This window comes from Chitinophaga sp. CC14 (assembly GCF_048957795.1).
Lineage (GTDB): Bacteria > Bacteroidota > Bacteroidia > Chitinophagales > Chitinophagaceae > Chitinophaga > Chitinophaga ginsengisegetis.
The window spans coordinates 2,216,965-2,241,861 of the sequence record NZ_JARBFY010000005.1; the positions used below are offsets into that span (position 1 = coordinate 2,216,965).

A 24,897-nucleotide genomic window follows, 5' to 3' on the forward strand; every position below is an offset into this window, starting at 1 on the left:
CCCATAAAAAATAAATATGCATCAGAGAATTTTACACATTTGCTTAGGCTGGCTCCTGCTATCCCTGCTACCTTCATTTGCCGCGAAAGCTATTGTGGAACAGCAGGAAACACTGGAAGCAGTACTAAACCGTATTGCAGATCATACGGGCTTTCACTTTATTTATGATCCCGCCATTGTAAAGCAGAAGGTTGTAACCATCCCTATCACCGTTGCCGGTCGTACAGGAATTCAATCCTGCCTCGACCGGCTTTCTGCCAACACGGCTATGCTGTTTACGATCGATGGCAACAACATCATTGTATCGCCCAAACCACAGGTGGTACCGGGCAGGATCACCGGCCGCGTAGTGGATTTCGAAAGCAGCGATCCTTTGATCGGCGCCACCGTAAGGATAGCCAATACTTCTTTCGCCACCATAACAGATGAAAAAGGATATTATACGATCGATAAAATTCCACCCGGCAAATACAATCTGATGTTCAGCTACGTTGGATACGAAACCGGTAGCCTCAACGGTATAAAGGTGGAAGGCAAAGCTACCCTGCAAGCCAATTTTAAGCTGCAGCCGAAACGCGGGCTGAAGGAAGTAGTGGTAACCGGCATTCCGCACCGCAAGGTGATCAATACTACCGATGCGCAGCTGATAGATGAAGTACGCACGGCCCGCAGCGTAGTATCCGGTATCTCCAATGAACAAATTGCCCGCAGCATGGACCGTGATGCGGCTGAAGTGGTGCGCCGCGTAGCCGGCGTAAATATCACAAACGACCGGTTCATTGTAGTACGCGGCCTTAACCGCCGGTATAATGTTACCTTCCTGAACGATAACATCGCTCCCGCAACAGAACTGGACAGCAAGGCATTTTCCTACGACCAGATCGCCAGCAGCATGATTGACCGTATCCTCATTTATAAATCCCCTGCGCCGGATCTTCCCGGAGATTTCGCAGGCGGCGTTGTAAAAATATACACCAAGAAAAGCCAGCTCACACGCCAGTTCGATCTGCAACTCTCTGCTCAATACCGCCCCGGCTCCAGCTTCAGCGATATGCCCACCTATGCAGGTGGCCGCTACGATGCACTCGGCTTCGACGACGGCACCCGCGCATTGCCGGCAGGGTTGCCGGATCTGGTAAAGTTCAATACCGGCGATCCAAAAGATAACGCCCCATACTGGAAGGCATTCCCCAACAATTTTAAGTCCTTCAAAGTAAAAAACGATCTTGATAAACGGATACTGGCCAACTACTATGATGCCTGGAAAATAGGCCGCAAACACATCAACAATCTCACCTCCATTGCTTACACCAATACCACGCAAAACAATACCATCCCGGTGTACGACAGCCGCAATGCCAATGGCGCTGAAGGCGTGATCCGCAGCGGCACACAATCCGCACGCATCACCCTCATCCAGCAGAATACCCTGCCTGTTGGCGACAGTGCGCACCTGGAGTTAAAACAATTTGTGAACCAGCTGGGCAACAAACAAATGATGTCGTATATCCTTTCAAGACAAAGTGACTTCAACGGGCAGAGTAAAGACAACCAGCTGATATTCCAGAGCACTTTCCTCTACACGGCACAACTCAGCGCCTACTGGAACCTGAAGAACAAAGGAAACACCCACCTGTTCGCCAATGCGGGTTATACCCTGGTGCGCAGAAACGATCCTGATACCCGCGAGATATGGTACCGCCGCAACAGCCAGGACAGCACCTATCCCGAACATATCGCCAGCGATCCCTGGCTGGTGGGCAGCGCAGCCCAAACGTTCGGCATACGCCGCATTTACACCCGCATCAACGAAAATACCGCGCAGGCCAATGCAGAAGCAGAACATTGGCTGTTGCCCTGGTGGTCTGCAAAAACAGGCTTCTTTTTCGAACAGAAAGAAAGACGCGTAAACCTGCGCCAGTTCGGCCTGAGCCAGGGCACCGCGTATAATGGTGATTTTGAAAACGGCCATATCGGTTATCAGCTCACGGAAGACATGCTGGATCATTATATGTCGCCGGACAATTTCCGGGCAGACAATACCGGTCATACCTGGTTTGAAGAAACCAGTCCGTACGACAGCTACTTCGCAGATAACCGTAACCTCTCCTACTTCCTGGCTACAGACATCCACATTCCACACTCCAACCTCTCCATCTTCGGTGGCGTGAGGGTGGAAAACAACCGCCTGCGCATTATTGGCGCGCTGATGGCCGGCCAGGCCAATTATCCTTTGGTGGTAGAAAATTCCCGCACACATGTGCTCCCCTCCATCAACCTTAACTGGAAACCTGCCGAACGTATCATTGTACGCGCAGGATACGGTAAAACCCTTAACCGGCCTGAATTCCGTGAAGTAGCCCCCTTCCCTTACGCCGATATAGAAAACTACCTGATGTACGTCGGCAACCCGGCGCTGCATCCGGTGAATATCGACAACTATGATATCCGGCTGGAATGGTATCCCGAAAGCATGCTGAAAAACGAAATGTTCAACCTCGGCTTCTTTTATAAAACACTGGACAAACCTATCGAACAAATACTGATCAGGGAAACTTACTACGCATCGTTCATCAACGAAATCGGTTTCATCAACTCCGGCCCTACAAAAGTATATGGCATAGAAGCCGAAATGCGTAAAAGCCTCAGCTTTATACCAGGCGCTCTTTTCCGTAACCTCTCTTTCATGATGAACGGGGCATGGATATACAGCCGCGTGGACATGCAGCCGCAGGGTTCAGATGGTAACCAGGTAGGCCGCAAACGCCCGCTGCAAGGGCAGGCGCCTTATATCCTTAACTCATCACTCAATTATGAAGACCCTGCCATCGGTACCAAAATATCTCTCGGTTATAACGTTACCGGCCCTATGATCGTATTGCTGGGCACCAACAACCACCGGCCCAGCGAACACCTCCTTGGCATCCCGGATGTAATGCAGCGCAGCCAGCACCTGCTGGACTTTACCTGGAGCCAGCGCCTGAACAAACATGTACATTTCAAAGCCGGCGTGCAAAACCTGCTGGATCAAAAGCGGGAATTGTTCCTCGACTTTAACCGCAACTATAAATACGATGGCGTAGTGAAAGACCGCGACAACTGGACAAAAGACAGACCATACCAGCTTTTCAGCCCGCGGCCCTATTACTCTCTCGGCCTGAATTTTATTTACTAATCCTGACCAATCAGTGCATATGAATCACATAAAATATTACCTGCTGCTAATACTACCGGTATGCTTCTCCTGTAAAAAAACATTCGATAAAGAACTGGATACACGGGAGAAAGAATCCGGCATCGTGATGGCCACCACTGCTACGCCAGGCATAGCCATGCGCGGTGAACCGCTCACCCTGTACGTAAAGTTTGGTAAGCCGGATGCCAGCCTGAAAATTTTTGTGGGCAACGCCGAAGCAACGGTACTCACACACGGACAAACACAACTGGAAGTGCCCATATCCAAATACACCGACGATAAAGAAACCATCGTAGCCGATACTTTCAGGATGTTGGTGCCCGACTCTTCACAGATCGGCGAAACCAGCATTTACATCATCGTAAACGGCATCAGGAGCGCGCCTTTCAAATTCACCGTAAAGAAGCCGGATATCCTCTATCCCGGCGATGTAACCGTAAGCCCTTTGCTGATGACACCCCATGCAGAACTGGAACCCATAGACGGACCGGTGGGTACCGCCACCGTAGGCGCAGTACACGATATGGGCATGGATAAAGAAGGAGCCATTTATTTTATCGATAACGGCGCCTTTGATTTTAACCCGGATCACGGCTATAACAGGCGTAACATGACCATCAGGAAGTTTGCCGGAAACCGGATCGTAACCCTCGGCGGCGGCGGCAACAATGAATTTGCCACGCAGCTCGGCGATCTGAAACTGAACAGCATCGATGCCATGAAGATTTCAGAAGACGGCACCATCTATCTCGCAGTAACCAACGCCCCGTTGACACGTATAACGCTACCAGGCAGTACGGACGTATTAGAATACGAATTACGTTTTCACCGGATATTGAAGATCAATCCCCGCACCAGTGAAGTAAAAACACTGGTTGGGCGTAACGATAAATATTGCCTGGATAACGGGATGATTTACGAAGCAATCGTGGACGGACCTGCGGATAAAGCCATGATAGGCGCGGTGGCAGGCATGGAGCTGGATAAAGCAGGTAACCTCTACTTCCTGGACGGTGGACGGGCGGGAGGCGGAGCCGTACTCCGCAAAATATCCGCCGATGGCATAGTGACTACAGAAGCCGGCACAGTAGACGACCTGGCGGATTATGTGTTCTATAACAACGATGGAACCAACCCCGAAACCATGAAAGCCGGTACCATGGTGAATTACGGCAGCAATACGGCGGACGGCTTCGGCCCCAAAGCCAGGATAGCTTCCCCAAGAGGCATTGTGCTGGGAGGAAACGGCAAAATATACCTTGCGCAAGGAGCAGGCAGCGCTGAAATGAAAGAATGCGTACGGGAATTCAACCCACTCACCAAAGAGGTAACTACCATCATTGGAAAGGCCGTGAACGCACCGGATAACTTCCTGTACTCCGGCACTTTTAAAGAAGTAGATATGCGCACCATCACTTCTTTTGATGCTGACTTCGACGGTAATATTCTCATTGGGTATGATGAACAGATCTATGTAGAAGAACCCCGCGGCATTTATAAAATTGATGTGAACAAAGAGATGGTATACAAAATAGCCGGTTACAAAGGAATGTCCGATGCCACAAAGCCACAGCCGGGCCAAACCGCCATTGTAGGCGCAGTAAGCCGTATCCTGTTCGACCAGTTCGGGAAACTATATGTGGGCTACACGCGATACGACTCCTTTGACCAGATACATTTGTCCACTATCTCCATTACCAGGTAATAAACAATCCAGCTATGCGAAACATCTTTTTAAAATTACTACTGCCGGTAACTTTTTGTTGGGTAACTGCCTGCAATAAGTCAACAGAAATACCGGCATCTCCTGATATTACCCACCTGATGATCTATAATGGCAGCACCGCATTTATCAGCAAAGCAAGCCAGGTATTTGTAGACACCGCCTTTATAACGGCGAGAGCCTACAACGATATCGACGGCGCTGGAATGGGTATGTTCAACAATGCCAGCTACAACTGGGTAGCTCCCGGCAAACATCGTATAGGCTTCACCGATACCAGCGGCCAGGTAAAGATCGCAGAAAAATATACTACCCTCGCAAAGGATACCTGGTATACTTTTTACCTGGCAGATAGTTTAGGCTATTACCAGGTGCTGATGTCTGAAGAAAATATGCAAGACCGCCCGGAACACAAAGCCCGCATCAGGTTTGTGCATCTCTCACCGGACGCCGGACCACTGGATTTTTTCATTGATACGGTAAAAGTGCCCGGAATGGACAGCCTCACCTATAAAACCATCACACCTTTTATAGAAGTAGCCCCGGCAGAGAATCCCTCCTTCCGGGTAAAAAGAACAGGCGCCGCGGAAGGTGAACCACACTTGCTCAGGAAAGCCTTTGCTACCTATGCAGGACGCTCCTATACCTTCATTTTCCGCGGGTATATACAGCAGCAGGGAGAAGATCCCAATACCACCATCAATATGTCTGCCATTATCAATTTTTAAAAGAGATAAAAATGCGTATAGTCTATACCGTTATAATACTGGGAATAATGGCATCCTGCCGGCAGGATAAAAATGAGGTCCCCGCATTGCCAACCCCGGAGATCACGGCAATAAGCCGCGAAACCGTGCAGTCGGGCGACACGCTGGAACTTTCCGGCAAAAACCTCCAGCTGTCCAACTATCCCACGGAAGTTTTCATCAGCGACCGGCCGGCGCGTATCCTCAGCCAGTCCGATACTAAACTGCAATTGCTGGTTCCTGAAAAAGTATTTACCGGCAACATCGTAGTGCATATAGGTCCGCAAACCACACTGTGGCCCGAAGTAAAAGTAATCGGCTCACCAAAAATAAAGGCAGCCAATCCGCGCTATGTCTATGCCGGCGATACCATCCTGCTTACCGGGGAAAACCTCGGCAACGATCCTGTCGTACTGAAAGTATGGCTCGATGGCGTGGCCGTTAACATCATCGCCGTGAAGCCTGACACCGCACACATTGTAGTTCCTGCCGGAACGGGGCTGCGTGCAGTGGTGAGCTGGCAAACCTACAATGGCCCGAAGTACAAACAGGACGATCTGACCGTAGCAGTAAGACCCACTAACATCGTTGCCAACAACATTCTCGAATACCTGCAAAAAGATCCGGGAATGGATCTTACCGGCGCAGTGATGGATTACATGTCGCTTACGCCCGCCAACAAAAGCCTGAACGATACGTTGCGTCAATATCTCACTGGCCAGATCCCCTGCACCATGTTCCTGCCTAATAACATTGCCATGAATGCAATAGGCATTTACCAGCACAGCGACGCACCCAATGCGGGGCTTAATTTCAACGCCCTGCTGAACGGCGTGCTGAAACAAACCAGCGTGCCGGAGCCGGACAAACTCTATCCTTCAGAGTACACCAACTATGTATACGAATACTTTGATGGCTTCCCCGACTGGCATGCGTTTATTGTAATCAGGGAAGTAAGTGGTGAGCGGTATGTGCTTTCCACCCTCAACACCGCTGCAGACCAACCCATATGGGAATACGGCCCGCAACGGCGCATTATCAGGAAGCATCAGTGCGGCAACAGCATCATATACGAAATAGATGGACCTATGACTTATCCGATCGGCAACTGGTAATTAAATATAAAAACGGCGCCTTAAAAAGGCGCCGTTTTTATATTAGATAAATAAACGCAAGAAAAAACCCACCGCAACTTACGTTACAGTGGGTAAAATCCGTTGAACATTGTCTGTGACTATTGTCCGGTGTTGCCCAACCAGGATTCGAACCTAGACAAACAGAACCAAAATCTGTCGTACTACCATTATACTATTAGGCATCATTCTATGGGGATGCAAATGTAGTTTTTTTCTCAAAGAAAACAACTACATAAAAGAATTTATCTTTTCTTCCTGATAGACAATGCCGCGATACCCAGTGCTACAGCATCTTCCAGTCCACCTACTGCTGCATCTCTTACATGTAATTTCCTGCCGGCAGCCTTGCGTAAATAGAAGAATGCGTATGCTGCGGCTACTGCTGCCACGCCGCCAATTACCGCTCCTTTCCAGGCTTTCTCACCTTTTGCCTGGTATAAAGTAGCTCCAGCCAATGCGCCGGAAAGTGCCCGGCCGGTAATACCGGCAGCGGCTATACGATTTCCGATGTTGGGTGCTTTGTCTACAACCAGCTCGCCTGCGGCCATTGTTTGTAAATAGCGGGAAGTACCTTGCTTTTGCATGAAGCCCAAAGGCGATTTACGTAGTTTGTCTGATGGTTGCTGACTAACAAAATAACTGGCGAAAGCAGGGCCCATTGCGCTGCGCATCCCGGTAACAATGCCCAGGCCAATAGCCCGGCAGATAGTAGGTATCATAGCTTTTTTCATATAGCAGCCGCCGCAATCATTGTGCCATCCATGCCACTTTGCTTCTGTTCGCTGTAGCATGGATGACTGTTTATGCTATCGTGCCGATAACCGCTGATGATCTTTCTCCAGCTGCCCTTTCAACTGCCCGTAATCTACCTCCTGCACGGCCTTGTTCCCATCAATGGCCAGCGCCGCTGCGGTGGCGGCACTCTGCCCCAGGATCATGAACACCGGCTCCATCCTGATAGAACCATAGGCGATATGTGAAGCCGACATGCATACCGGTACCAGCAGGTTGCTGCACTCTGCCCGTTGCGGAAGTATGGACCCGTAAGACACCTGGTAGGGCTCTTTGATATCCACACCGATGTCGCCTTCATTCTGCACATACCCATCTTTTTTCACATAACGTTGCGCATTATGCGCATCCAGGGTATAAGAACCCATGCCTATAGATTGCGGTACCGCGCTTTCCCCAAGCACCGATTGCTGCGTCATAACATGCACGCCTTTCATACGCCTTGCTTCGCGTACATACAACTGGTGCGGCCAGTTATGATTGTCACGGAACTCATCGGCCGATAAGCCCCACGTTTGCATGCGACGCTGAATAGCAGCCGGCACACGGGCGTCGTTCGCAAGGAAATATAAAAGTCCCTGCTGATACACTTCATGCTCATGAATGATCTCCTTCCTGCGCTCATAGGTGGCTTCCGGATAATCGTAGTTCATACCAATGTTGTCAAAACTAAAAGGACCATGATTGTTCACATCCGTTTTATGATTGGGGATAGGATCAAACTTACTGAACACTTCATTCCAGCCGCTATCCAGCACACGGGTAAGTAATTCATACTGCGTGGGATCATAGCCTTCCGGCTTCGGAAAAGGAATGCGGTTGGCAGGTTTATCGGTCAGGCACATACGAAAACAATACGCCTGGATCCTTTTATCCGCCGCTCCTTTTTCCCCGGGATCTTCCCCGGAAACACGCGGCAGCAATCCACTTGTTGCCTCACCGGCAATGCGGTACGGACTGATATTTTGTTTGAAATAATGGCCGTGGTGTAAAACGCCCGTTTGTACGCCGTTCCAGCTTTCGCCATAGGTGGCCACTGCTTCGCGGCCTACGGTATAGCTTACGCCTGCAGCTGCCATCAGATCGCCTTCATAAGTGGCGTCAATGAATACTTTGCCGCTATAGGTTTGTCCGCTGAGGGTAGTAATAGCCACTATCTTTCCGCCTTCCTTTTTTACGCCCTGCTTGCGGTCGAGCCATTCGTTGCGGTAAATTTTCAGGTTATTCTCCCGGATATAATCTTCAAATACCTGCTCTGCTACATGCGGTTCAAAGATCCACATGGTGCGCTCCGCGCCATCCATTGCCGGCGTACCCTGGCCTTTATTGCCATACTCCGCCTGCTGTTGCCACTTCCAGGCGGCAGGTTGCTGGTAGTGCAACCAGATGCGGTGATAAAAATCACGGGCCAGGCCACCTATTACAGATTTATTGCCGGTATCGGTAAACCCTAATCCGCCTGAAGAAAGACCGCCAACATGTTTATCCGGCGATACCACAATGACTGTTTTACCCATTTTATGCGCCTGCACCGCGGCCACAATTGCTGCAGAGGTGCCACCATAAATAATTACATCTGCCTTATTTACCGGCGCGCCGGCGCGGGAAAATAAATAAGGGATCACCAGGATCGTTGCTAACAGGACTATTTTTCTCATGCTGTCAATAATTTTTTTAGATATGCGGGATAACTTTTTCCGTTTGTTCCTCCATCGCCAAAGGTGATACTGTCGCCGAAACAAACCACCCTGTTATGAGGCAGCTGGCGTTGCGTAATATATTCATACACGGCTACTGCCATGGTGCGGTAACCCGCCGGGGTAGGATGTACACCATCCTGTTTCTGGCTGTTGGCTACATTCTGGATCAGGCTGTCCGTCTCTTCTCCCACATCGCCCACCTGTTGAAAAATGTAGCCCATGTCTAATAAATCCTGCTTATTATCCGCTGCAATTTTCCGGATCACATCATTCACCTGCTGCTTCCGTTTGGCATGTCCTTCCGGCTCATAAAATGCGCGCGGGTGGCGGGTATATAAATAAGGCTCATGCACCGGCAGGATCGTCATCATCAATACCCGGCTTTTGGCCGCTATCAGCTGTGCCACTATTTTCCGCAGGTTGGCTTCATACTCCGGTAAAGCAATGTGCTTCATCGAATTCATATCGTTGGTGCCTATCATCAGCACCGTCAGGTCCGGTTGATGTACCAGGCAATCCTTATCGATACGCTTCAGCAGGTCAACCGTGTTATTTCCGCCGATGCCCGCGTTGAAAACAGCTGTGTTACCAGGACGATAGATCCTTCCGGGGAAATACTTCTCCGGAAATGAAAATGTGGCGGTGAGTAATCCCGCCTGTAAAAAATTCCTGCGATGCATTTGTTTTTATTTTGGAAGAGATAATAATCAATGCCATCCGGCTGGCGTGGTTACTAAGAAACCGGCTGGATGAACCCTCAACAAACAGCTGCCATGACATACAAGTTTTTCACGTGGAATGTTTCGTTCAGCTGGCAAATGATCATACTGCCTGCCGAATATACAACCCCAGGGCTAGATATCCAATCTATCAAAATTATCAAGGGATAAAAAATAAAACATCAGATGTTTAAATAAACGTCATACCTTTGTATCGTAAATGAAGATTTATGGAGCAAACATCCAAACTATCGGACCGTGTTATCAACGCCATCCAGAAAGATATCTCCCAGGGAAAATATAAACCAGGTCAGAAAATACCCACAGAACCTGAGCTGATGGTGCAATACGCCGTAGGCCGCTCTACCGTCCGCGAAGCCATTAAAACGCTTGCTATGATGGGTATTCTGCGCGTGCAACAGGGCGCCGGCACCTTTGTAAATGAAACCGTTCAGGCGGAATCGCTGGACCAGCGTCTCAGGCGCGCCGACTTCGAGGAAATAAACCAGGTAAGGCGCATGCTGGATTATGAAATCGTAAAACTAGCCGCAGAAAACCATACCAAAGAAGATCTCCACCAGCTGAAAGCCTTACTGGAACAACGCAAAAAAGCCATCCTGGAACAACAGTACCAGCAATGCGTGGATGCCGATATCGCCTTCCACACTGCTATTGCAAAAGCCTCCGGCAACAATGTACTGGCCGATCTCTTCCGCAGCTTCACCGCCGTAATCCGCGACTTCTTCGCCAAACGCGATACACAGAGTATCAGCCACTTTGCGATCAGTCACCACCTGCACGAACAATTGTACAAAGCCATCAAAAGCGGCAACGCCAAATTATCCCGGCAGGTAATGGAAGACATACTGGACAATAACTATTAAATATCAACAGATGAATATCCTGATCTTTAGCTTAATACTGCTGGCAGGCGCTTATGTAGCCGGGCTACTGGGCTCCCTCACCGGTTTAGGTGGCGGCGTGATACTGATTCCATTGCTCACACTTGTATTTCATGTAGATATCCGCTACGCCATAGGCGTGGCCCTGCTGGCCTCTATAGCCAATTCTTCCGGCGCTGCCACGGCGTATATAAAAGAAGGTATTACCAATATCCGGCTGGGAATGTTCCTGGAAATAGCCACCACTGCAGGCGCCGTAGGAGGTGCGCTGCTGGCAATATTTACACCGGTAAACACCATTGCCATCCTGCTCGGCGTAGTGCTGATATTTTCCGCCGCCATGACCATCCGGAAAAAGCACGAACATGCGGAACAAACGGGCAGTAAACTATCTTATCTCCTAAAACTAAACAGCAGCTATCCAACACCCACCGGGGAAGTAAGTTACAAACTCAAAAACGTGGCCGGCGGATTCGGCATCATGCTGATAGCAGGCGTGTTATCAGGTTTGCTGGGCATCGGGTCGGGCGCGTTAAAAGTACTGGCAATGGATAGCACCATGCGTATCCCTTTCAAAGTAAGTACTACTACCAGCAATTTTATGATTGGCGTTACCGCCGCGGCCAGTGCAGTCGTGTACCTTCAAAGAGGCTACATCGATCCGGGCATGGCCTTCCCGGTAGTATTGGGCGTGTTGGGCGGAGCCTTTACCGGCGCCCGTTTGCTCACCTTCATCAATGCCCGCACATTACGGATCATCTTCTGCGCAGCTATCACTTTTGTGGCGCTGGAAATGATCTATAACGGATTAAATCACCAGTTCTAATTACTGTGTCATGAATATATTTAAGAAAATACTCGGCGACCGCGACATCGAATTACTCATCGGCAAACAACTAAGGACCGGGGTGGTCACTGCCAGCTGCATTGCTTTGCTGGGAGGCATCTTTTACCTCGTGCAACAAGGCGCAGCCAGTGTGCCGGATTATTCACAGTTTAAAGGAGAAGGAGCGGAATACACTTCTTTCCGCGGTATCTTTCACGGCGTAGCCACGGGCAGCGCCACGGAATTTATACAATTGGGCGTACTGGTATTACTGGCCACACCTATTCTCCGCATCTTCTTTTCCCTGCTGGCTTTCGCACTGGAAAAAGACAGGCTGTACGTGTTGATCACTACGCTGGTGCTGGGGATTATTTTATTCAGTATGTTCGGCGGACTGAAAATATAATACTATTCTTCCCGCAGCCGTTCGTCGGTATAGGTAATGGCAGTTCTGCCGTGGGGAACAGGTTTCCCTTGTTCATCCACACTTACAAACACCATTTTGTCAACAGTAAGAATCGTTTTTTGCGTGATCTTGTTGCGCACCTGGCAGGTGAGTGTGAGAGAAGTTCTGCCGAAGTGGGTGGCTTTAATACCCAGTTCTACGATATCGCCCTGGCGGGCAGAATTGATAAAATTGATTTCAGACATGTACTTGGTTACACAACGATTGGTACCTAACTGAATGATGGAATAAATAGCTGCTTCTTCATCGATCCAACGCAGCAAACTGCCGCCAAATAAAGTGCCGTGCGCATTCAGATCCTCCGGCTTTACCCATTTCCGTGTATAAAAATTCATGACCCGTACAATTTTGAAGGCAAAGCTATTTCATTCTCCGATACGATGCACAACTTTTCCTGATACCATCGTCAGTTGTACGGCAATGTTTTCATCGAAAATAACAATATCGGCATCTTTTCCTGCTGCCAGCGTACCTTTCCGGTCAGACACCCCCATGATGCGTGCGGGGGTATAACTCATCATCCGCACGGCTTCTGTTACCGGCACACCAGCCAGCTCCACCATGCTTCTCACGAGGCGGTCTGCCGTAGCTACGCTGCCTGCAAATGCACTCCCATCAGGTAGTTTGGCAACACCATCTTCCACAATTACTTCCAACCCTCCATTCAGCGGCCCCAGTATGCTTTTGCCGGGAGGCATGCCCGCTGCCCGCATGGCATCGGTGATCAGCGCGATCCTGTTGGCCCCTTTTATTTTATAGATCAGTTTCAGCAGCGACGCCGGCAGGTGTGCACCGTCGGCAATCACTTCAGCATCTATTTCATCGATGAGGTAAACGCTTTCCACTACACCGGCATAACGATACAGGTTACGGCGCGTTACACCCGACATGGCGGAATAAAAATGCGTAGCCAGCGTATAGCCGCACTCCACTGCCTGCACCACTTCTTCATAAACAGCATCCGTGTGGGCAATAGCCGGTAAAACACCTTTACTCCGCAGGTAATTGCCCATTTCCAGCGCACCGGGTAATTCGGGTGCTACACTCCAGCGGGAAATGTGCGGGCTGTAATCAAGTATTTCTTTGTATTCAGCCGGATCGGGGTTACGGATATAGCGCGGGTCCTGCGCGCCGCGCTGGTTCATGGCGAAATAGGGTCCTTCCAGGTGCATGCCCAGGAAAGAAGCCCCGTTATGCGGCAATGCCACTGCCTGACGATAAATGTCCAGCGTATGTAAAAGCCCTGCTTTCTCTGCGGTTAAAGTGGTAGGCACCATTGCGGTAGTGCCATATCGTGCATGCGTTTCCGTTATACGGTGAAAAGCGTTTACGGTACCATCCATAAAATCATGGCCACCGCCTCCATGTATATGCAGGTCGATGAAGCCGGGGGCCACGTAATTGCCCCCGGCATCTATTATCTTATCAGCATGGTCAGGAATGGTTCCTTCTCCCACTGCTGCAATCCGGCCTTCTTTAATCAGCACACTTCCGGAAGTGATTACCCGGAACGGCGTAATCAGGCGGCCATTGATGATTTTAATAGTTTCCTGCATGTATTAAACTGTTTTCTGCGCTGGTTGCAGTTTTGCGGCAGATGCTTCATCCAGGTAAAACACACAATCTGCGTGTGTTTGTAGAATACTGGCGGGAAACAAATTGCTCACGGGCTGCTCCAGGCTGTCTTTTACTGCCTGCGCCTTCCGCTCACCGGGTACCGAACAGATAATATGTTTCGATAGCAGGATCTGGTGCACCGACATACTGATGGCCTGCAAAGGCACTTCTGTAACGGCGCTGAACCAGCCTTCATTCATTTGTTGCTGCCGGCAGGCGGCGTCGAGGTTCACTACAAGATACGGTTTCGTGGTGTTAAAATCTGCCGGAGGATCATTAAAAGCGAGATGGCCATTTTCTCCGATGCCCACCAAAGCCACATCAATGGGATGCGCCTGTATGAGTGCGGAAATGCGGCTGCATTCTGCTTCGGGATCGCCTTCCCCATTGATCAGGCACACCGATTGCAACGGCGCTACCTTGTCGAGAAAACGCTCTCTCAGGTACTTCCGGAAACTGGCCGGATGTGTTACCGGCAGGCCAATATATTCATCGAGGTGGAACATATTCACTTTTCCCCAGTCAATATCGCTGGCTATCAGTTGCCGGATTGTTTCAAACTGGCTTGTACCGGTGGCCAGTATAATATTGGCGCTGCCTTTTTCTGCGATAGCGGCCTTAATCAATGCCACTGCAGTATTGCCGGCTGCAGTACCCAATGTTTGCGGGTCTTTGGATCGGATGATTTTCATTGCACTTATATTTTTTCAGGAGATGATTACTTTTTGCTTTTTACCCCGGTGGTACCACCCTGCTGCAGGGAGATGTCTACCGGCTTGTTATGCTGCCAGGCGCCGTTGGTAAAATCGGGGATGTCGATGGAATTGGAGCGGTTGGCCACCGACCATTCACTCAGCGGGCCTATAGCGCTCCATGCGGCTGCATCGTATACGTCGATGTCTACGGGTAAGCCGTTGCGTAAACAATCAATCAGGCGCCAGTCCATTAAAAAGTCCATACCACCGTGGCCTCCTACCTGTTTGGCCATCTCACCCAACTTTTTAATAATGGCAGGCGTATACTTTTCTTCCAGCTGCTTAAATTCTTCTGCACTCACCCATCCTTCATGATTCAGGGAAATTCTTGGCTCCAGCGGATATTTTTGCGCGGTGGCTTTTGTGCCGCTTACCAGGTGCAGGCGGGAATATACCCGCGGGGAACTCACATCGTGCTGCAACATAATAGTGCGGCCCTTGCGGGTACGGATAGTAGTGGTATTCATATTCCCGCGGAAATGTGCATTCACATAAGGCTTATAAAAATCATCAGTGGCCGCGAGTGCCTCCGCTTTCTGATGCAACATAAAATCATTGCTTTGCATGGATACCAGGTATTCCATACTATCGCCACGGTTCACATCCAGCACCTGGCACACCGGGCCCAGGCCATGCGTGGGATACAGGTTTCCATTGCGATGTGCATTTTGTTTGAGCCGCCACACATCATAACGTTTGTTCTTATCAAAAAGGCTCTCAAAAATATCATGGATGTATGCGCCCTCGCAATGCACCAACTCCCCGAAAAACCCCTGCCGGGCCATATTCAGCGTGAGCAGTTCAAAGAAATCGTAGCAGCAGTTTTCCAGCAGCACGCAATGCTTCTTTGTTTTCTCGGAAGTTTCTACCAGCTGCCAGCACTCATCAATCGTAACAGCCGCCGGAATTTCCGTGGCCACATGCTTACCGTGCAACATAGCGTATACAGCAATAGGCGTATGCAAATCCCACGGCGTGGCAATGTATACCAGGTCAATATCATCACGTTCACACAATTGCTTCCACGCATCTGCCGATCCCGTGTATTCGTGCGGGTGATAACCGGCATCTTTAATTCTCTCTTTGGTGGCGGCAATCATTTCCGGCCTGATATCACACAACGCTTTTACCTCCACACCCTGCAAATAGGTGATACGCTCCACGGCAGCGGAGCCCCGGTTACCAAGACCGATATAACCTATGCGCACCGTATCAATTTTCGGCGCTGCATAACCGCTCATATTAAACTGCTGCCGGTATTTTCTGCCTGCCTGTTTCCTGATCTGATCCAATGCTTTTCCTGGTTTTTCCTGCGCACTGGCATAACCGGGTACCAGCGTACTGCTGCCAATTCCAATGCCTGCTATTCCTATTAATTTTAAAAAATCTCTGCGTTCATTTATCATAAAGATATATTTTCTACATTACTGAAAAATGCTTTGCCCCGGCTGTTTATAGCGTTTTCTCAATTGGAAGAATTCCTCCTGCTGCGCCTGCAACGCGGCTCCAGTCACCGGCCGGCCAGACATGGTAACCGGCATCTTAAACACAACATCCTTTCCACTCAACGCCGCCGCCAGCGAAAGATCCCCCCACTGCAACAAACCCGGCACATGTATAGCCATACTGAAATAGTCAATCCCCATGCGTTCATCAAAACGGTAACTCAACGGGCCGCCGTTCAGCGTTACCTGTGCAGCTGTTCCGTTCAGCGCTGCAAAAAACAGGGAGGCCACGCCAGCCTCCCTGCTACCGTTAAGCACTATACGAACATCACCATTTACCATTTTCAAATAATCTGTAATAATCCGCAGATCACTTACCCATCTGCCCTGCACGGTGGCGCCCAACCATAAGGCAGAACGTGCCAGGGTATGATAAGGCGGCTGGCTGCCATCTGTAGCAGTGGCAGATACGGAGCTTTGCTCACCGCAACCCCACAGGTCTGCCAGCACAATGCCACTACCGGTCTCCGTTAATTCCGTAATCAATGCCGCGGGAATACTGTCTTTTCCACCCGGATGGGTTACCACTACATAACCTTTCTCTTTGCTGCGCGGAGCACGCAACAGCAAAGGGATCAGTGAACCATCTGTTGTTTCCAGCGCTACACGCTCCCACCCTTCCTGTGGCGAATACCGGTGTGCCTGTTTCAGTGTGCTGTTTTCGTTTATCCGTAACAGTTGTTGCAAAGCTTTTCTCTTGTCATCAACATTAATATTTTCTTCCAGCAATGTTTGATGAAGCAGTTGCCCCTGCCGGCTGCACCATGCTGCGGTAGTGATCACGCTGCTGTCGCGGCGCCCGTTGGGAAAAGTGAACAGCTGTGCAGCGGGCAGCAAATTAAAAGCCGGTTCCTTTTTGGGCGCCCCGGTACCAATGTGTTTCAGCTGCAAATCCATCCAGCCAATCATGGTTTCCCTTATTTCAGGCCAGTAGCCATGCACGGTATTAAACAACTGGTAACTGAGTTTATCGCCGGCGTGCAGTAACTCATATATGGGTGCAGCCTGTTTATAACTGCGCAACATTTCCAAAGGGTAAAACGACTTACTTGCATCATTCAGCGCATTACAGATTTTCAATGCGCGGGGCGCCACCATTGCCAGTACCCCGGATTCTTCCATGTAGGTAAGTCCATCCGGTACCAACTCACATACACAATTGCTGTTCATGATATAAGATTCAAAAGTGCCTACACTCACTACCGGTACGGCCGCTTTAATGCGCTCATCCATTGCTGCCAGCCACATGGTTTGATTCCCGCCGCCGCTGGCACCGGTGGCGCCTATACGCGCTTTGTCCACTTCCGGTAAACTGCAAAGCAAATCTACTCCCCGCATGTTATCGGTGAGTTGCATGCCCAGCAAAGTATTGCCTGTATTCATCAGCGAAGCGCCGAGGTTGGCGCCGTGGTATTCCGCCACGCCTTCGGTGGTGGCTCTTTCACCGGCACCCCATGCATCAATATTTAAACACACGTAGCCATTTAATGCAAGGCTATGCGCCGTGGCCTGTACCATTTCCCCCATGCGGGCATCCTTCCAGTGGCCATGCATGTTGATCACCGCCGGGAAAGGCCCTTTGCCATCGGGGATGTATAAGTTGGCAGTGGCAAATACACCGGGCCTTGTCTGGAACAGGATATTACGTATATGGTACCCCGTTAGTTGCGTACGCCCGGTTTCTTTTACCTGCAATGGCAGTTTGTGGTCCTCCACGGCGCCGGTCGACTGCAGAATGGCGGTCTTCAGTTGCCGGCGCCGTTGTGTCCATTCCTGCTCCGTGGCAGGCAGCACCTGCGCCTGAAACGCGGTCGCCGCCTGCTGCTTCAGCTGTTGCTGGATAATATCCGTCCGCTCTCCGGAGAAAACTTTTGGCAACGGCCCCTGCGGAGCGTAGAATAGTGAGGACAACACCATGAAAAAGGAAACTAATGCTTTCAAGTATAATTGTGTTTAATGATCAGATCAATCTACGTCCCACCAAAGACGGGTGGCGGCATTATCCGGTCCTCCCAGCAACTGGATACCTTTCTTCAGCTCTTCGCCGTTGTTCACCGCTTCAGAAGAAGGATAAGGCAGCCGCTTGATAAAAGTACCGGCCGGTAAATCGGGGTTATCCGATTTCACCACCGGGTACATCACCGGGAAACCGCTGCGGCGGTATTCTGCCCAGGCTTCCAGCCCGTCGGGGTAAATAGCCAGCCACTTCTGCGTGCCTATCTGCTGACGTTGTATGTTTACCACAGTACCAAATTTAACTGGTATATTGGCTACCGCGGCAGAATTTTCCACATCGCCGGGAGCTACCGGTACTGCAGTGGAATTCGTATAGGCGTTGATAACAGCCGCGTCCTTCACGCCCCAGTTTTCCATGCTCACCGCAATGCCTTTATCATACAGATCTTTAGCCGATCCATCCATGTTCCAGCCATTCAATGCGCCTTCTGCCCGCAGGAAATAGGCTTCTGCCGCCATCATCACGTGCTTGGGTGCCTCCAGCGCAGGCAGCCAGGAGAGGTTCAGCGGATTGTAGGTAGCCCAGTAAGTACCCGCATTGGAAGTTTGCGATGCCTGGTTCAATGGGTTATTCAGCGACACTGCCGGTGATCCGTTGCGCACGCCACGGAAAGTACCGCCATTTACCGCAGGCTGGTAAAAAGCCCCGATCCTTGGATCATTGTAGCCTTTCATATAAGAAGCCATGGTAGCGCTCATACTGAATTCATTATAGGAGGCCACTCTTGCCAGGCCGTTGCCATCGCCACCATTCAGCGATTTTTTCATCATGGCGGTATGTGCTACTGCTGTCATTACACCACTTGTCACAGCGGCTTCAGCTTCCTGTTTGGCGCGGTCGGGCTGTACTTTTGAAATACGCAGCGCCAGCCGCAAACGCAGCGTATTGGCGAAACGGATCCACTGTTGCACATCCCCGGCGTATATCAGGTCGTTAGCACCAAAAATATTGGTAGCACTGGTTGCTTTCAGGTTCTTTACGGCATGGTCCAGTCTTTTGAAGAAGTCGTCGTAAATTTTATCCTGGGCATCATAAGGTATAACATCCTGGGCTTTTCCGGCATCAAAATAAGCTACCGGACCGAAATAATCCGTCAGGTGATGAAAAGCATATACCCACATGATTTCCGCGAGTGCATATTCGCCGGAAGTTTCTTCCGTATTCTCAAAAATGGTGCGCAGCTGTGGTACAGTTTGCACATAGGCAATGATGCCGGGACGCGGCAACCAGCCGTCGTTGATCACATAACGATCGGTTTGAAAGCTGTTGGTGTTCAGTGCAAAATATTGTGCATATAAATCGGCATACAGGTTTTGTACGGTCTGGTAATATCCCTGGTTGATCCCCGCAGATGATTCTGCCTTTGAAAACATAAATGGTAATTCTCCCTTACCTACTCCTGTTAACCCGCTTGGGTCCACATTCATGGAGTCGAAGTTTTTTGTACAGCTGCCCAGCATCACCGTCAGCGCCAGCGGAAGTATATATTTTAATTGCTTGTTCATGGCTGTGTGTTTTTTGTTGACTAAAAGGATACATTCAGGTTCAGGCCAAAGCTGCGTACTGCCGGCGGTAAACCGGCTTCTATGCCCTGGTAGTTACTGGTACCCAGTGCGGATTCCGGATCTACCGGCAAAGTACGTTTACCCATGCCCGGTATATCCAGCACAGACTTACCACGGTACAGGAAAAACAGGTTACGTGCCGTTAAAGAAAGCCTGGCACGCTTTACCAGCTTCTGATCGAAATCGAAATCATACCCGAAGGATAATTCCCTCAACCGGAAATTGGTGGCGCTGAAAGCAAAGAATTGTCCCCATGCATCGCGGCCACCCTGCGATACTTTTGTCCAGAAATCTTCTGCGTCGATAGATTTGGTATTGACGCTTCCGTCTGCCAGCACACCGGGCAATACCAGTCCGCCGTTCCTGTATTGAGTGGTATAATCGGCTACGCCATAGGAAGCCAGCAGTGCATCAGTACCGGATATAACGATACCGCCTACACGCCCGTCAATGAGGAACGACATACTGAATTTTTTATACTGGAACTGGTTGTTCCAGCCCAGGGTGAAATCAGGATTAAAATTGCCGAGGTATTGATTCTGCGCAACCACGGGGAGGCCATCAGTACCTATGAGGTATTGTCCTGTTTTCGGATCTTTCTGCCATGCGTATCCGTACATATCTCCATACTTACCTCCTACTCTTGCCTGCACAGTAGCGAAATTAGTAGCGGAAGAAAGGCCGATCTGGTCCACACCATCTTTCAGGTACAGCACCTTGTTGCTGTTGGTGGCAAAGTTCAGGCTGGTGTTCCAGCTAAAATCCTTGCGTTGTATGGGCGTACCTGTGAGCATAATTTCAAGCCCCTTATTCTGTATATTACCAGCGTTGATATACTGGTCGTCAAAACCGCTGGCCTGTGGCAACCCAACATTCAGCAACTGGTTAATGGTATTATTCTTATACACTGTAGCATCCAGTCCCAGCCGGCCATTGAGGAATTTCCATTCCAGTCCCACCTCCCACGATTTTGTTTGTTCGGGCTTCAGATTATAAATGGATTTTGTGTTATCTCTCGATACAAAACCACCGCCGGCGCCTACACTATAATAATAAGCCTGCAACAGCATGTAAGGATCTGCATCATTTCCTACCTGTGTATAAGCAGCACGCACCTTACCAAACGTAACCCAGGAAGGCATCTTCAGCATATCTGATATTACGGCCGATAATCCCACGGAAGGATAAAAATAGCTGTACGGACTTGGCAATGTGGAAGACCAGTCGTTACGCGCACTTACATCTAAATATAAATACTGCCTGAAATCCAGCTGGGCATTACCATACACGGATTGTATCTCTTTCTGCACCGTAGTGTTGGTAGTAGCCGGCGCAGTAGCAAACATGAGATTAAAATGGTTAGGAATGCTTAGCCCGTTGGCCAGCGCCTGTGAATTATATCCCTTGCTGGTAAGGATGCTTCCACCTACATTATAATTCACATGGAAATCGCCGGATAATTTATTGCTGCCGGATAACAACAGGTCCATGTTACGTTCCCAGTGATTTACATACGCCTCCAGGTAACGGCCGCCGGGCTGCACGGGGAAAGCGACCGTACCGTTATAATAGGATGCAGTGATTTTATCGTCATAACGGTCAAGGCTATACCGGCCTTGTAAACTGAGCCAGTCGGTAAGCCGGTATTTGGCTGATCCCATCAGCATAATACGGTTGCGCGATTCATCCACCATGTTACGGTACACGTCCCAGTAAGGATTCTGGAAGGTGGTGGAATTGGTCCAGTAAATGGGGTAAGGCTGACCGGTAGCATCGGTACCTTCAAAATGGTTCAGCGAGTCCTTGCTGAGATCACGCGGCATCAGGTAGGCTTCATTGGCAACACCCTGATCGCCCAGGCGTGGCTTGTTTTTAATATCCTGGCTGATGTAAGTTAATTTTACATCCGTTGTTAAGCGGGGCAATATTTCGGCGGCAACCCGGAGGTTCAGTGTATTTCTTTCCAGCCTGTTTTTAGGAATAATACCACTGATGGCATTGTTGGTGTAAGATGCATAGCCACGCAGTTTGTCGTTGCCGCCGGAAATATCGATAGAATTGTTCACGGCTGTTCCTGTGTTAAAAAAGCTTCTCACATTATCGGAATAGGTTTGTGCCGGGGCTCCCCAGCTGGCAGGGGCGCGGGTTCCGGCTTGTCCTTTGCTGCCGCTGCCATAGGTGTTCTGGAATTTCATCAGCATATTAGGCTGGTCCAGCGATACGCCGCCGTTATAATTTACGGCCAGCTTACCGCTTTTACCGCTTTTGGTGGTGATGATGATAGCGCCGTTGGCAGCGCGGCTACCATACAAAGCCGCTGCCGCCGGTCCTTTCAGTACGTTGATAGATTCCACATCCTGCGGGTTCACGCTGGCCGCGCCATCGCTGCCGGAGTAACCGCTGCTGATACTTTTAGGCTGTGTGGAAATAGTGTTGGCAGAACCGCCGCCGTTTTTTTCGGTCGACATAGTATTATCTATCGGCACACCATCTACTACGATCAGCGCATTGTTATTACCGCTGATCGACCGGTTGCCGCGTAATACAACTCTTACTGCACCACCGGGGCCGGAGGCTGCGGGCGTAATCACTGCGCCGGCCACTTTACCGCTCAGGGTATTCATAATATTAGCGCCGGGATCCTTCACCGTGTTGATGGCGGCGTTATCCAGTTGTTGCGTGGCATAGCCCAGGGAGCGGGTTTTACGCTCAATACCCAATGCGGTGACCACTACTTCATTTAAGCCCGTGGCGCTTTGCTGCAGTGCTACATCGATAATTGTTTGTGTTGATACAGGGATTTCTTTCTTATCATATCCTACATAGGTAAATACCAGCATAGCGCCGGCAGCCGCGGAAATGGCATACTTTCCTTCGGCATCGGTACTCACACCGCGCGTGGTACCTTTTACGCTTACACTTACGCCGGGAAGCGGCGATCTGGAAGCAGCGTCGCGTACTACGCCCTTCAGGGATAATTGATCTTGTGCGGATAGCTGCCATGGCAAGGCAATTAGCATGATTAGGAAATACAGGTGTAGCTTTTGGCTAATACAGCTTCTCATACACTATGAATTTTATGGTGATCCTGGTTGGTAATTGTGAACCTAAAATACACCCGATGATTCCTTTCTTTGGAAAATTCACCGAGAACGTTACCGATTGATTTATTATATTTAAGTATTCCAACCACACCTGTAAGAAGAATGCGCCGACACTATGCTACCATAAAAGACATTGCTCATGCATTGAATATCTCTGTATCCACCGTTTCAAGGGCTTTGAGAGATACGTATGACGTAAGTGCAGATACCCGTAAACTGGTGCTGGAAATGGCTGCCAAATTGAACTACAAGCCAAACTTCAATGCCACCGGCCTCGTAAAAAACAGTACGCATAACCTGGCCGTGATACTGCCGGGTATTACCAATTATTATTTCTCTACTGTATTTACCGGCATCCAGGAAATCGCCTACAGTCATAATTATAATATCATATTGTATGTAACGAACGATGATGCCGCGCGGGAATTAAACATCATCAGAAATCTTTCTTTCAGCAGCCTGGATGGCCTGCTGGTATCGGTTTCCTCACAGGCGGATTCCTGTGATCATTTCCAGGAAATCATCGACGACGGTATACCCGTGGTGTTCTTCGACCGCGTGGCAGCCGGTATCCGTACCTCCAAAGTAATGCAGGACGACTACAACGGCGCCTTTGAAGCTACCACGCATCTTATTGCCAACGGCTACAAAAAAATAGCGCACATTGCGGGGCCGGAAGGACTCACGTTTACCACCAGCCGCCTCAATGGCTACCTGGATGCGTTGCGGAAGCATGGAATGCCTATCCGCAAAAAATGGATCATCCATTCCGGGTTTACACAGGAATGCGGCGAAAATGACCTCGAAAAATTATGGAAGCTGAATGATAAACCGGATGCGGTTTTTGCGGTAAACGACCGTAAGGCAGTGGGCGCCATCGTTACGCTGAAGAAGAAGAATATTGCGGTAGGAAAAGAAGTGGGCGTGATCGGTTTTACCAACGACCCGATGTCTGCTATCATCTCCCCATCCCTTTCCACTATTGCTGAACCAGCCTTTGAAATAGGAAAGAAAAGCTGCCAGCTGCTGCTGAATCATATTAAGAAGAAAAATTTTATTCCTGAAGAAATTATCCTGCCCGGAAAATTAATTATCCGGGAAAGCAGTATACGTTCATAATCGTATACGCTTTCCCGTTATTATATTTTTTGGAAGATGATTACCTTATTTTTCCTTTGGAGGCAATTCAGCTTCATTATGCAGTTTTACCGGTTTCTCTGAACGCGCTTTTACCTTCAGGTTCAGCACCTCGATAAATACAGAGAATGCCATCGCAAAATAAATATAGCCTTTCGGAATATGCTGGTCGAAGCTTTCCGCTATCAGCGAAACGCCAATCAGCAGCAGGAACGATAATGCCAGCATTTTCACCGTAGGATGACTGTTCACAAAACGGCTGATAGCTTCGGATGCCAGCAGCATAACGCCTACAGACACCACAACCGCTGCAATCATGATCTCCACATGATCAGCCATTCCCACGGCCGTGATCACGGAATCCAGTGAAAACACAATATCCAGTAACAGGATCTGCACAATCACCTGCCCGAACTTCATCTGTTTGGCATTGGCATTCGCATGCTCTTCTCCTTCCAGTTTCTCGTGGATTTCCGCAGTACTTTTATAAATAAGGAATAACCCTCCTACCAGTAAAATAAGGTCACGACCAGAAATGGCCAGCTTTCCCAACCACTCAGCGTTTTGTATACCGATCCATTCGCCTATATTAAAAAGCGGCTTTGTCAGCGACATAATCCAGCTGATAGACAGCAGCAATAAAATACGCACAAACATGGCAAGTCCAAGCCCCAGGCGGCGGGCCTTCTTTTGTTTATTTTCCGGCAGTTTCCCCGCCAGGATAGAAATAAACACAATATTGTCGATCCCCAACACGATCTCCAGTGCGGTTAGCGTTAACAGGCTTATCAGCGAGTCAACGGTAAGCAGGTGTTCCATAATTGACAGTTATATAGGTTATGTATGTGCAAACCCGAATATACTTCCTTTTTTGATAGTGATGAAATCTGCTAAACGCCTGCTAAAAACATTTGTCGTAAATTACAGGAATATACAATGATCAGCACTTCTCCCCTCCTGCTTGTTTTCTGTATCACAACACCGTTTTCTG

19 protein-coding genes and 1 tRNA gene are annotated in these 24,897 nt (G+C 49.5%); 8 read left to right on the plus strand and 12 right to left on the minus strand.

The window, feature by feature from the left end:
- The first annotated feature begins 16 nt into the window (after window positions 1–16).
- From PV783_RS28450 to PV783_RS28465, 4 genes are read left to right on the plus strand one after another with little or no spacing between them, the layout of a single operon-like run.
- Entirely contained in the window at window positions 17–3,175 is a 3,159-nt protein-coding gene (locus tag PV783_RS28450; RefSeq protein ID WP_420990458.1) for a TonB-dependent receptor domain-containing protein, read from the plus strand.
- A 19-nt stretch (window positions 3,176–3,194) separates the two neighbouring features.
- The gene (locus PV783_RS28455) at window positions 3,195–4,901 is read left to right on the plus strand and encodes a hypothetical protein (protein WP_420990459.1); all 1,707 of its coding nucleotides are present in this window, start codon (window positions 3,195–3,197) and stop codon (window positions 4,899–4,901) included.
- A gap of 14 nt (window positions 4,902–4,915) precedes the next feature.
- Window positions 4,916–5,647: a DUF4397 domain-containing protein gene (locus PV783_RS28460; protein WP_420990460.1), complete on the plus strand. Its 732-nt coding sequence runs from the start codon at window positions 4,916–4,918 to the stop codon at window positions 5,645–5,647.
- Window positions 5,648–5,658: 11 nt separating this feature from the next.
- Complete coding sequence (locus PV783_RS28465; protein ID WP_420990461.1) at window positions 5,659–6,780, plus strand: IPT/TIG domain-containing protein; 1,122 nt, start codon at window positions 5,659–5,661, stop codon at window positions 6,778–6,780.
- Window positions 6,781–6,912: 132 nt separating this feature from the next.
- On the opposite strand, the gene PV783_RS28470 is transcribed toward PV783_RS28465, so the two are convergent.
- The 4 genes from PV783_RS28470 to PV783_RS28485 form a co-directional block, all read right to left on the minus strand.
- Window positions 6,913–6,983, minus strand: a tRNA-Gln gene (locus PV783_RS28470).
- A 60-nt stretch (window positions 6,984–7,043) separates the two neighbouring features.
- On the minus strand, window positions 7,044–7,592 hold the full coding sequence (locus tag PV783_RS28475; RefSeq protein WP_079470625.1) for a DUF4126 family protein: 549 nt from the start codon (window positions 7,590–7,592) through the stop codon (window positions 7,044–7,046).
- 15 nt (window positions 7,593–7,607) lie between these two features.
- A complete protein-coding gene (locus PV783_RS28480) occupies window positions 7,608–9,251 on the minus strand; it encodes an FAD-dependent oxidoreductase (RefSeq protein ID WP_420990462.1) in 1,644 nt (547 codons plus the stop codon).
- Window positions 9,248–9,973: a GDSL-type esterase/lipase family protein gene (locus PV783_RS28485; protein WP_420990463.1), complete on the minus strand. Its 726-nt coding sequence runs from the start codon at window positions 9,971–9,973 to the stop codon at window positions 9,248–9,250. The genes PV783_RS28480 and PV783_RS28485 overlap by 4 nt, the downstream gene beginning before the upstream one ends.
- 269 nt (window positions 9,974–10,242) lie before the next feature.
- On the opposite strand from PV783_RS28485, the gene PV783_RS28490 reads away from it, so the two are divergent.
- Genes PV783_RS28490 through PV783_RS28500 form a run of 3 tightly spaced genes read left to right on the plus strand, consistent with a single transcriptional unit; the run spans window position 10,243 to window position 12,146 of the window.
- Window positions 10,243–10,896, plus strand: a complete 654-nt coding sequence (locus PV783_RS28490) for a FadR/GntR family transcriptional regulator (protein ID WP_420990464.1) — start codon at window positions 10,243–10,245, stop codon at window positions 10,894–10,896.
- Window positions 10,897–10,906: 10 nt separating this feature from the next.
- A complete protein-coding gene (locus PV783_RS28495) occupies window positions 10,907–11,740 on the plus strand; it encodes a sulfite exporter TauE/SafE family protein (protein WP_079470629.1) in 834 nt (277 codons plus the stop codon).
- Window positions 11,741–11,750: 10 nt separating this feature from the next.
- The gene (locus PV783_RS28500) at window positions 11,751–12,146 is read left to right on the plus strand and encodes a DUF1634 domain-containing protein (protein WP_079470630.1); all 396 of its coding nucleotides are present in this window, start codon (window positions 11,751–11,753) and stop codon (window positions 12,144–12,146) included.
- A gap of 2 nt (window positions 12,147–12,148) precedes the next feature.
- Here the strand turns inward: PV783_RS28500 and PV783_RS28505 are convergent, their stop codons facing one another.
- From PV783_RS28505 to PV783_RS28535, 7 genes are read right to left on the minus strand one after another with little or no spacing between them, the layout of a single operon-like run.
- Window positions 12,149–12,541 carry an acyl-CoA thioesterase gene (locus PV783_RS28505; RefSeq protein WP_079470631.1) on the minus strand — a complete coding sequence of 131 codons (393 nt, stop codon included), beginning with the start codon at window positions 12,539–12,541 and terminating at the stop codon, window positions 12,149–12,151.
- A 30-nt stretch (window positions 12,542–12,571) separates the two neighbouring features.
- The gene (gene nagA / locus PV783_RS28510) at window positions 12,572–13,762 is read right to left on the minus strand and encodes an N-acetylglucosamine-6-phosphate deacetylase (protein ID WP_420990465.1); all 1,191 of its coding nucleotides are present in this window, start codon (window positions 13,760–13,762) and stop codon (window positions 12,572–12,574) included.
- Window positions 13,763–13,765: 3 nt separating this feature from the next.
- Window positions 13,766–14,515 carry a glucosamine-6-phosphate deaminase gene (locus PV783_RS28515; RefSeq protein WP_111577809.1) on the minus strand — a complete coding sequence of 250 codons (750 nt, stop codon included), beginning with the start codon at window positions 14,513–14,515 and terminating at the stop codon, window positions 13,766–13,768.
- A gap of 26 nt (window positions 14,516–14,541) precedes the next feature.
- Entirely contained in the window at window positions 14,542–15,984 is a 1,443-nt protein-coding gene (locus PV783_RS28520) for a Gfo/Idh/MocA family protein (protein ID WP_420990466.1), read from the minus strand.
- A gap of 18 nt (window positions 15,985–16,002) precedes the next feature.
- Window positions 16,003–18,024, minus strand: coding sequence for an alpha/beta hydrolase family protein (locus tag PV783_RS28525; protein WP_420990467.1), 2,022 nt, complete (start codon window positions 18,022–18,024; stop codon window positions 16,003–16,005).
- A gap of 24 nt (window positions 18,025–18,048) precedes the next feature.
- Entirely contained in the window at window positions 18,049–19,605 is a 1,557-nt protein-coding gene (locus PV783_RS28530; RefSeq protein WP_420990468.1) for a SusD/RagB family nutrient-binding outer membrane lipoprotein, read from the minus strand.
- 20 nt (window positions 19,606–19,625) lie between these two features.
- Window positions 19,626–22,685, minus strand: a complete 3,060-nt coding sequence (locus PV783_RS28535) for a SusC/RagA family TonB-linked outer membrane protein (RefSeq protein WP_420990469.1) — start codon at window positions 22,683–22,685, stop codon at window positions 19,626–19,628.
- A gap of 186 nt (window positions 22,686–22,871) precedes the next feature.
- Here PV783_RS28535 and PV783_RS28540 point away from each other — a divergent pair, with 186 nt between their 5' ends.
- Entirely contained in the window at window positions 22,872–23,888 is a 1,017-nt protein-coding gene (locus tag PV783_RS28540) for a LacI family DNA-binding transcriptional regulator (protein WP_079470638.1), read from the plus strand.
- 45 nt (window positions 23,889–23,933) lie between these two features.
- Here PV783_RS28540 and PV783_RS28545 read toward each other — a convergent pair whose 3' ends face one another.
- Window positions 23,934–24,725, minus strand: coding sequence for a TerC family protein (locus PV783_RS28545; protein WP_420990470.1), 792 nt, complete (start codon window positions 24,723–24,725; stop codon window positions 23,934–23,936).
- Between the last annotated feature and the right edge of the window lie 172 nt (window positions 24,726–24,897).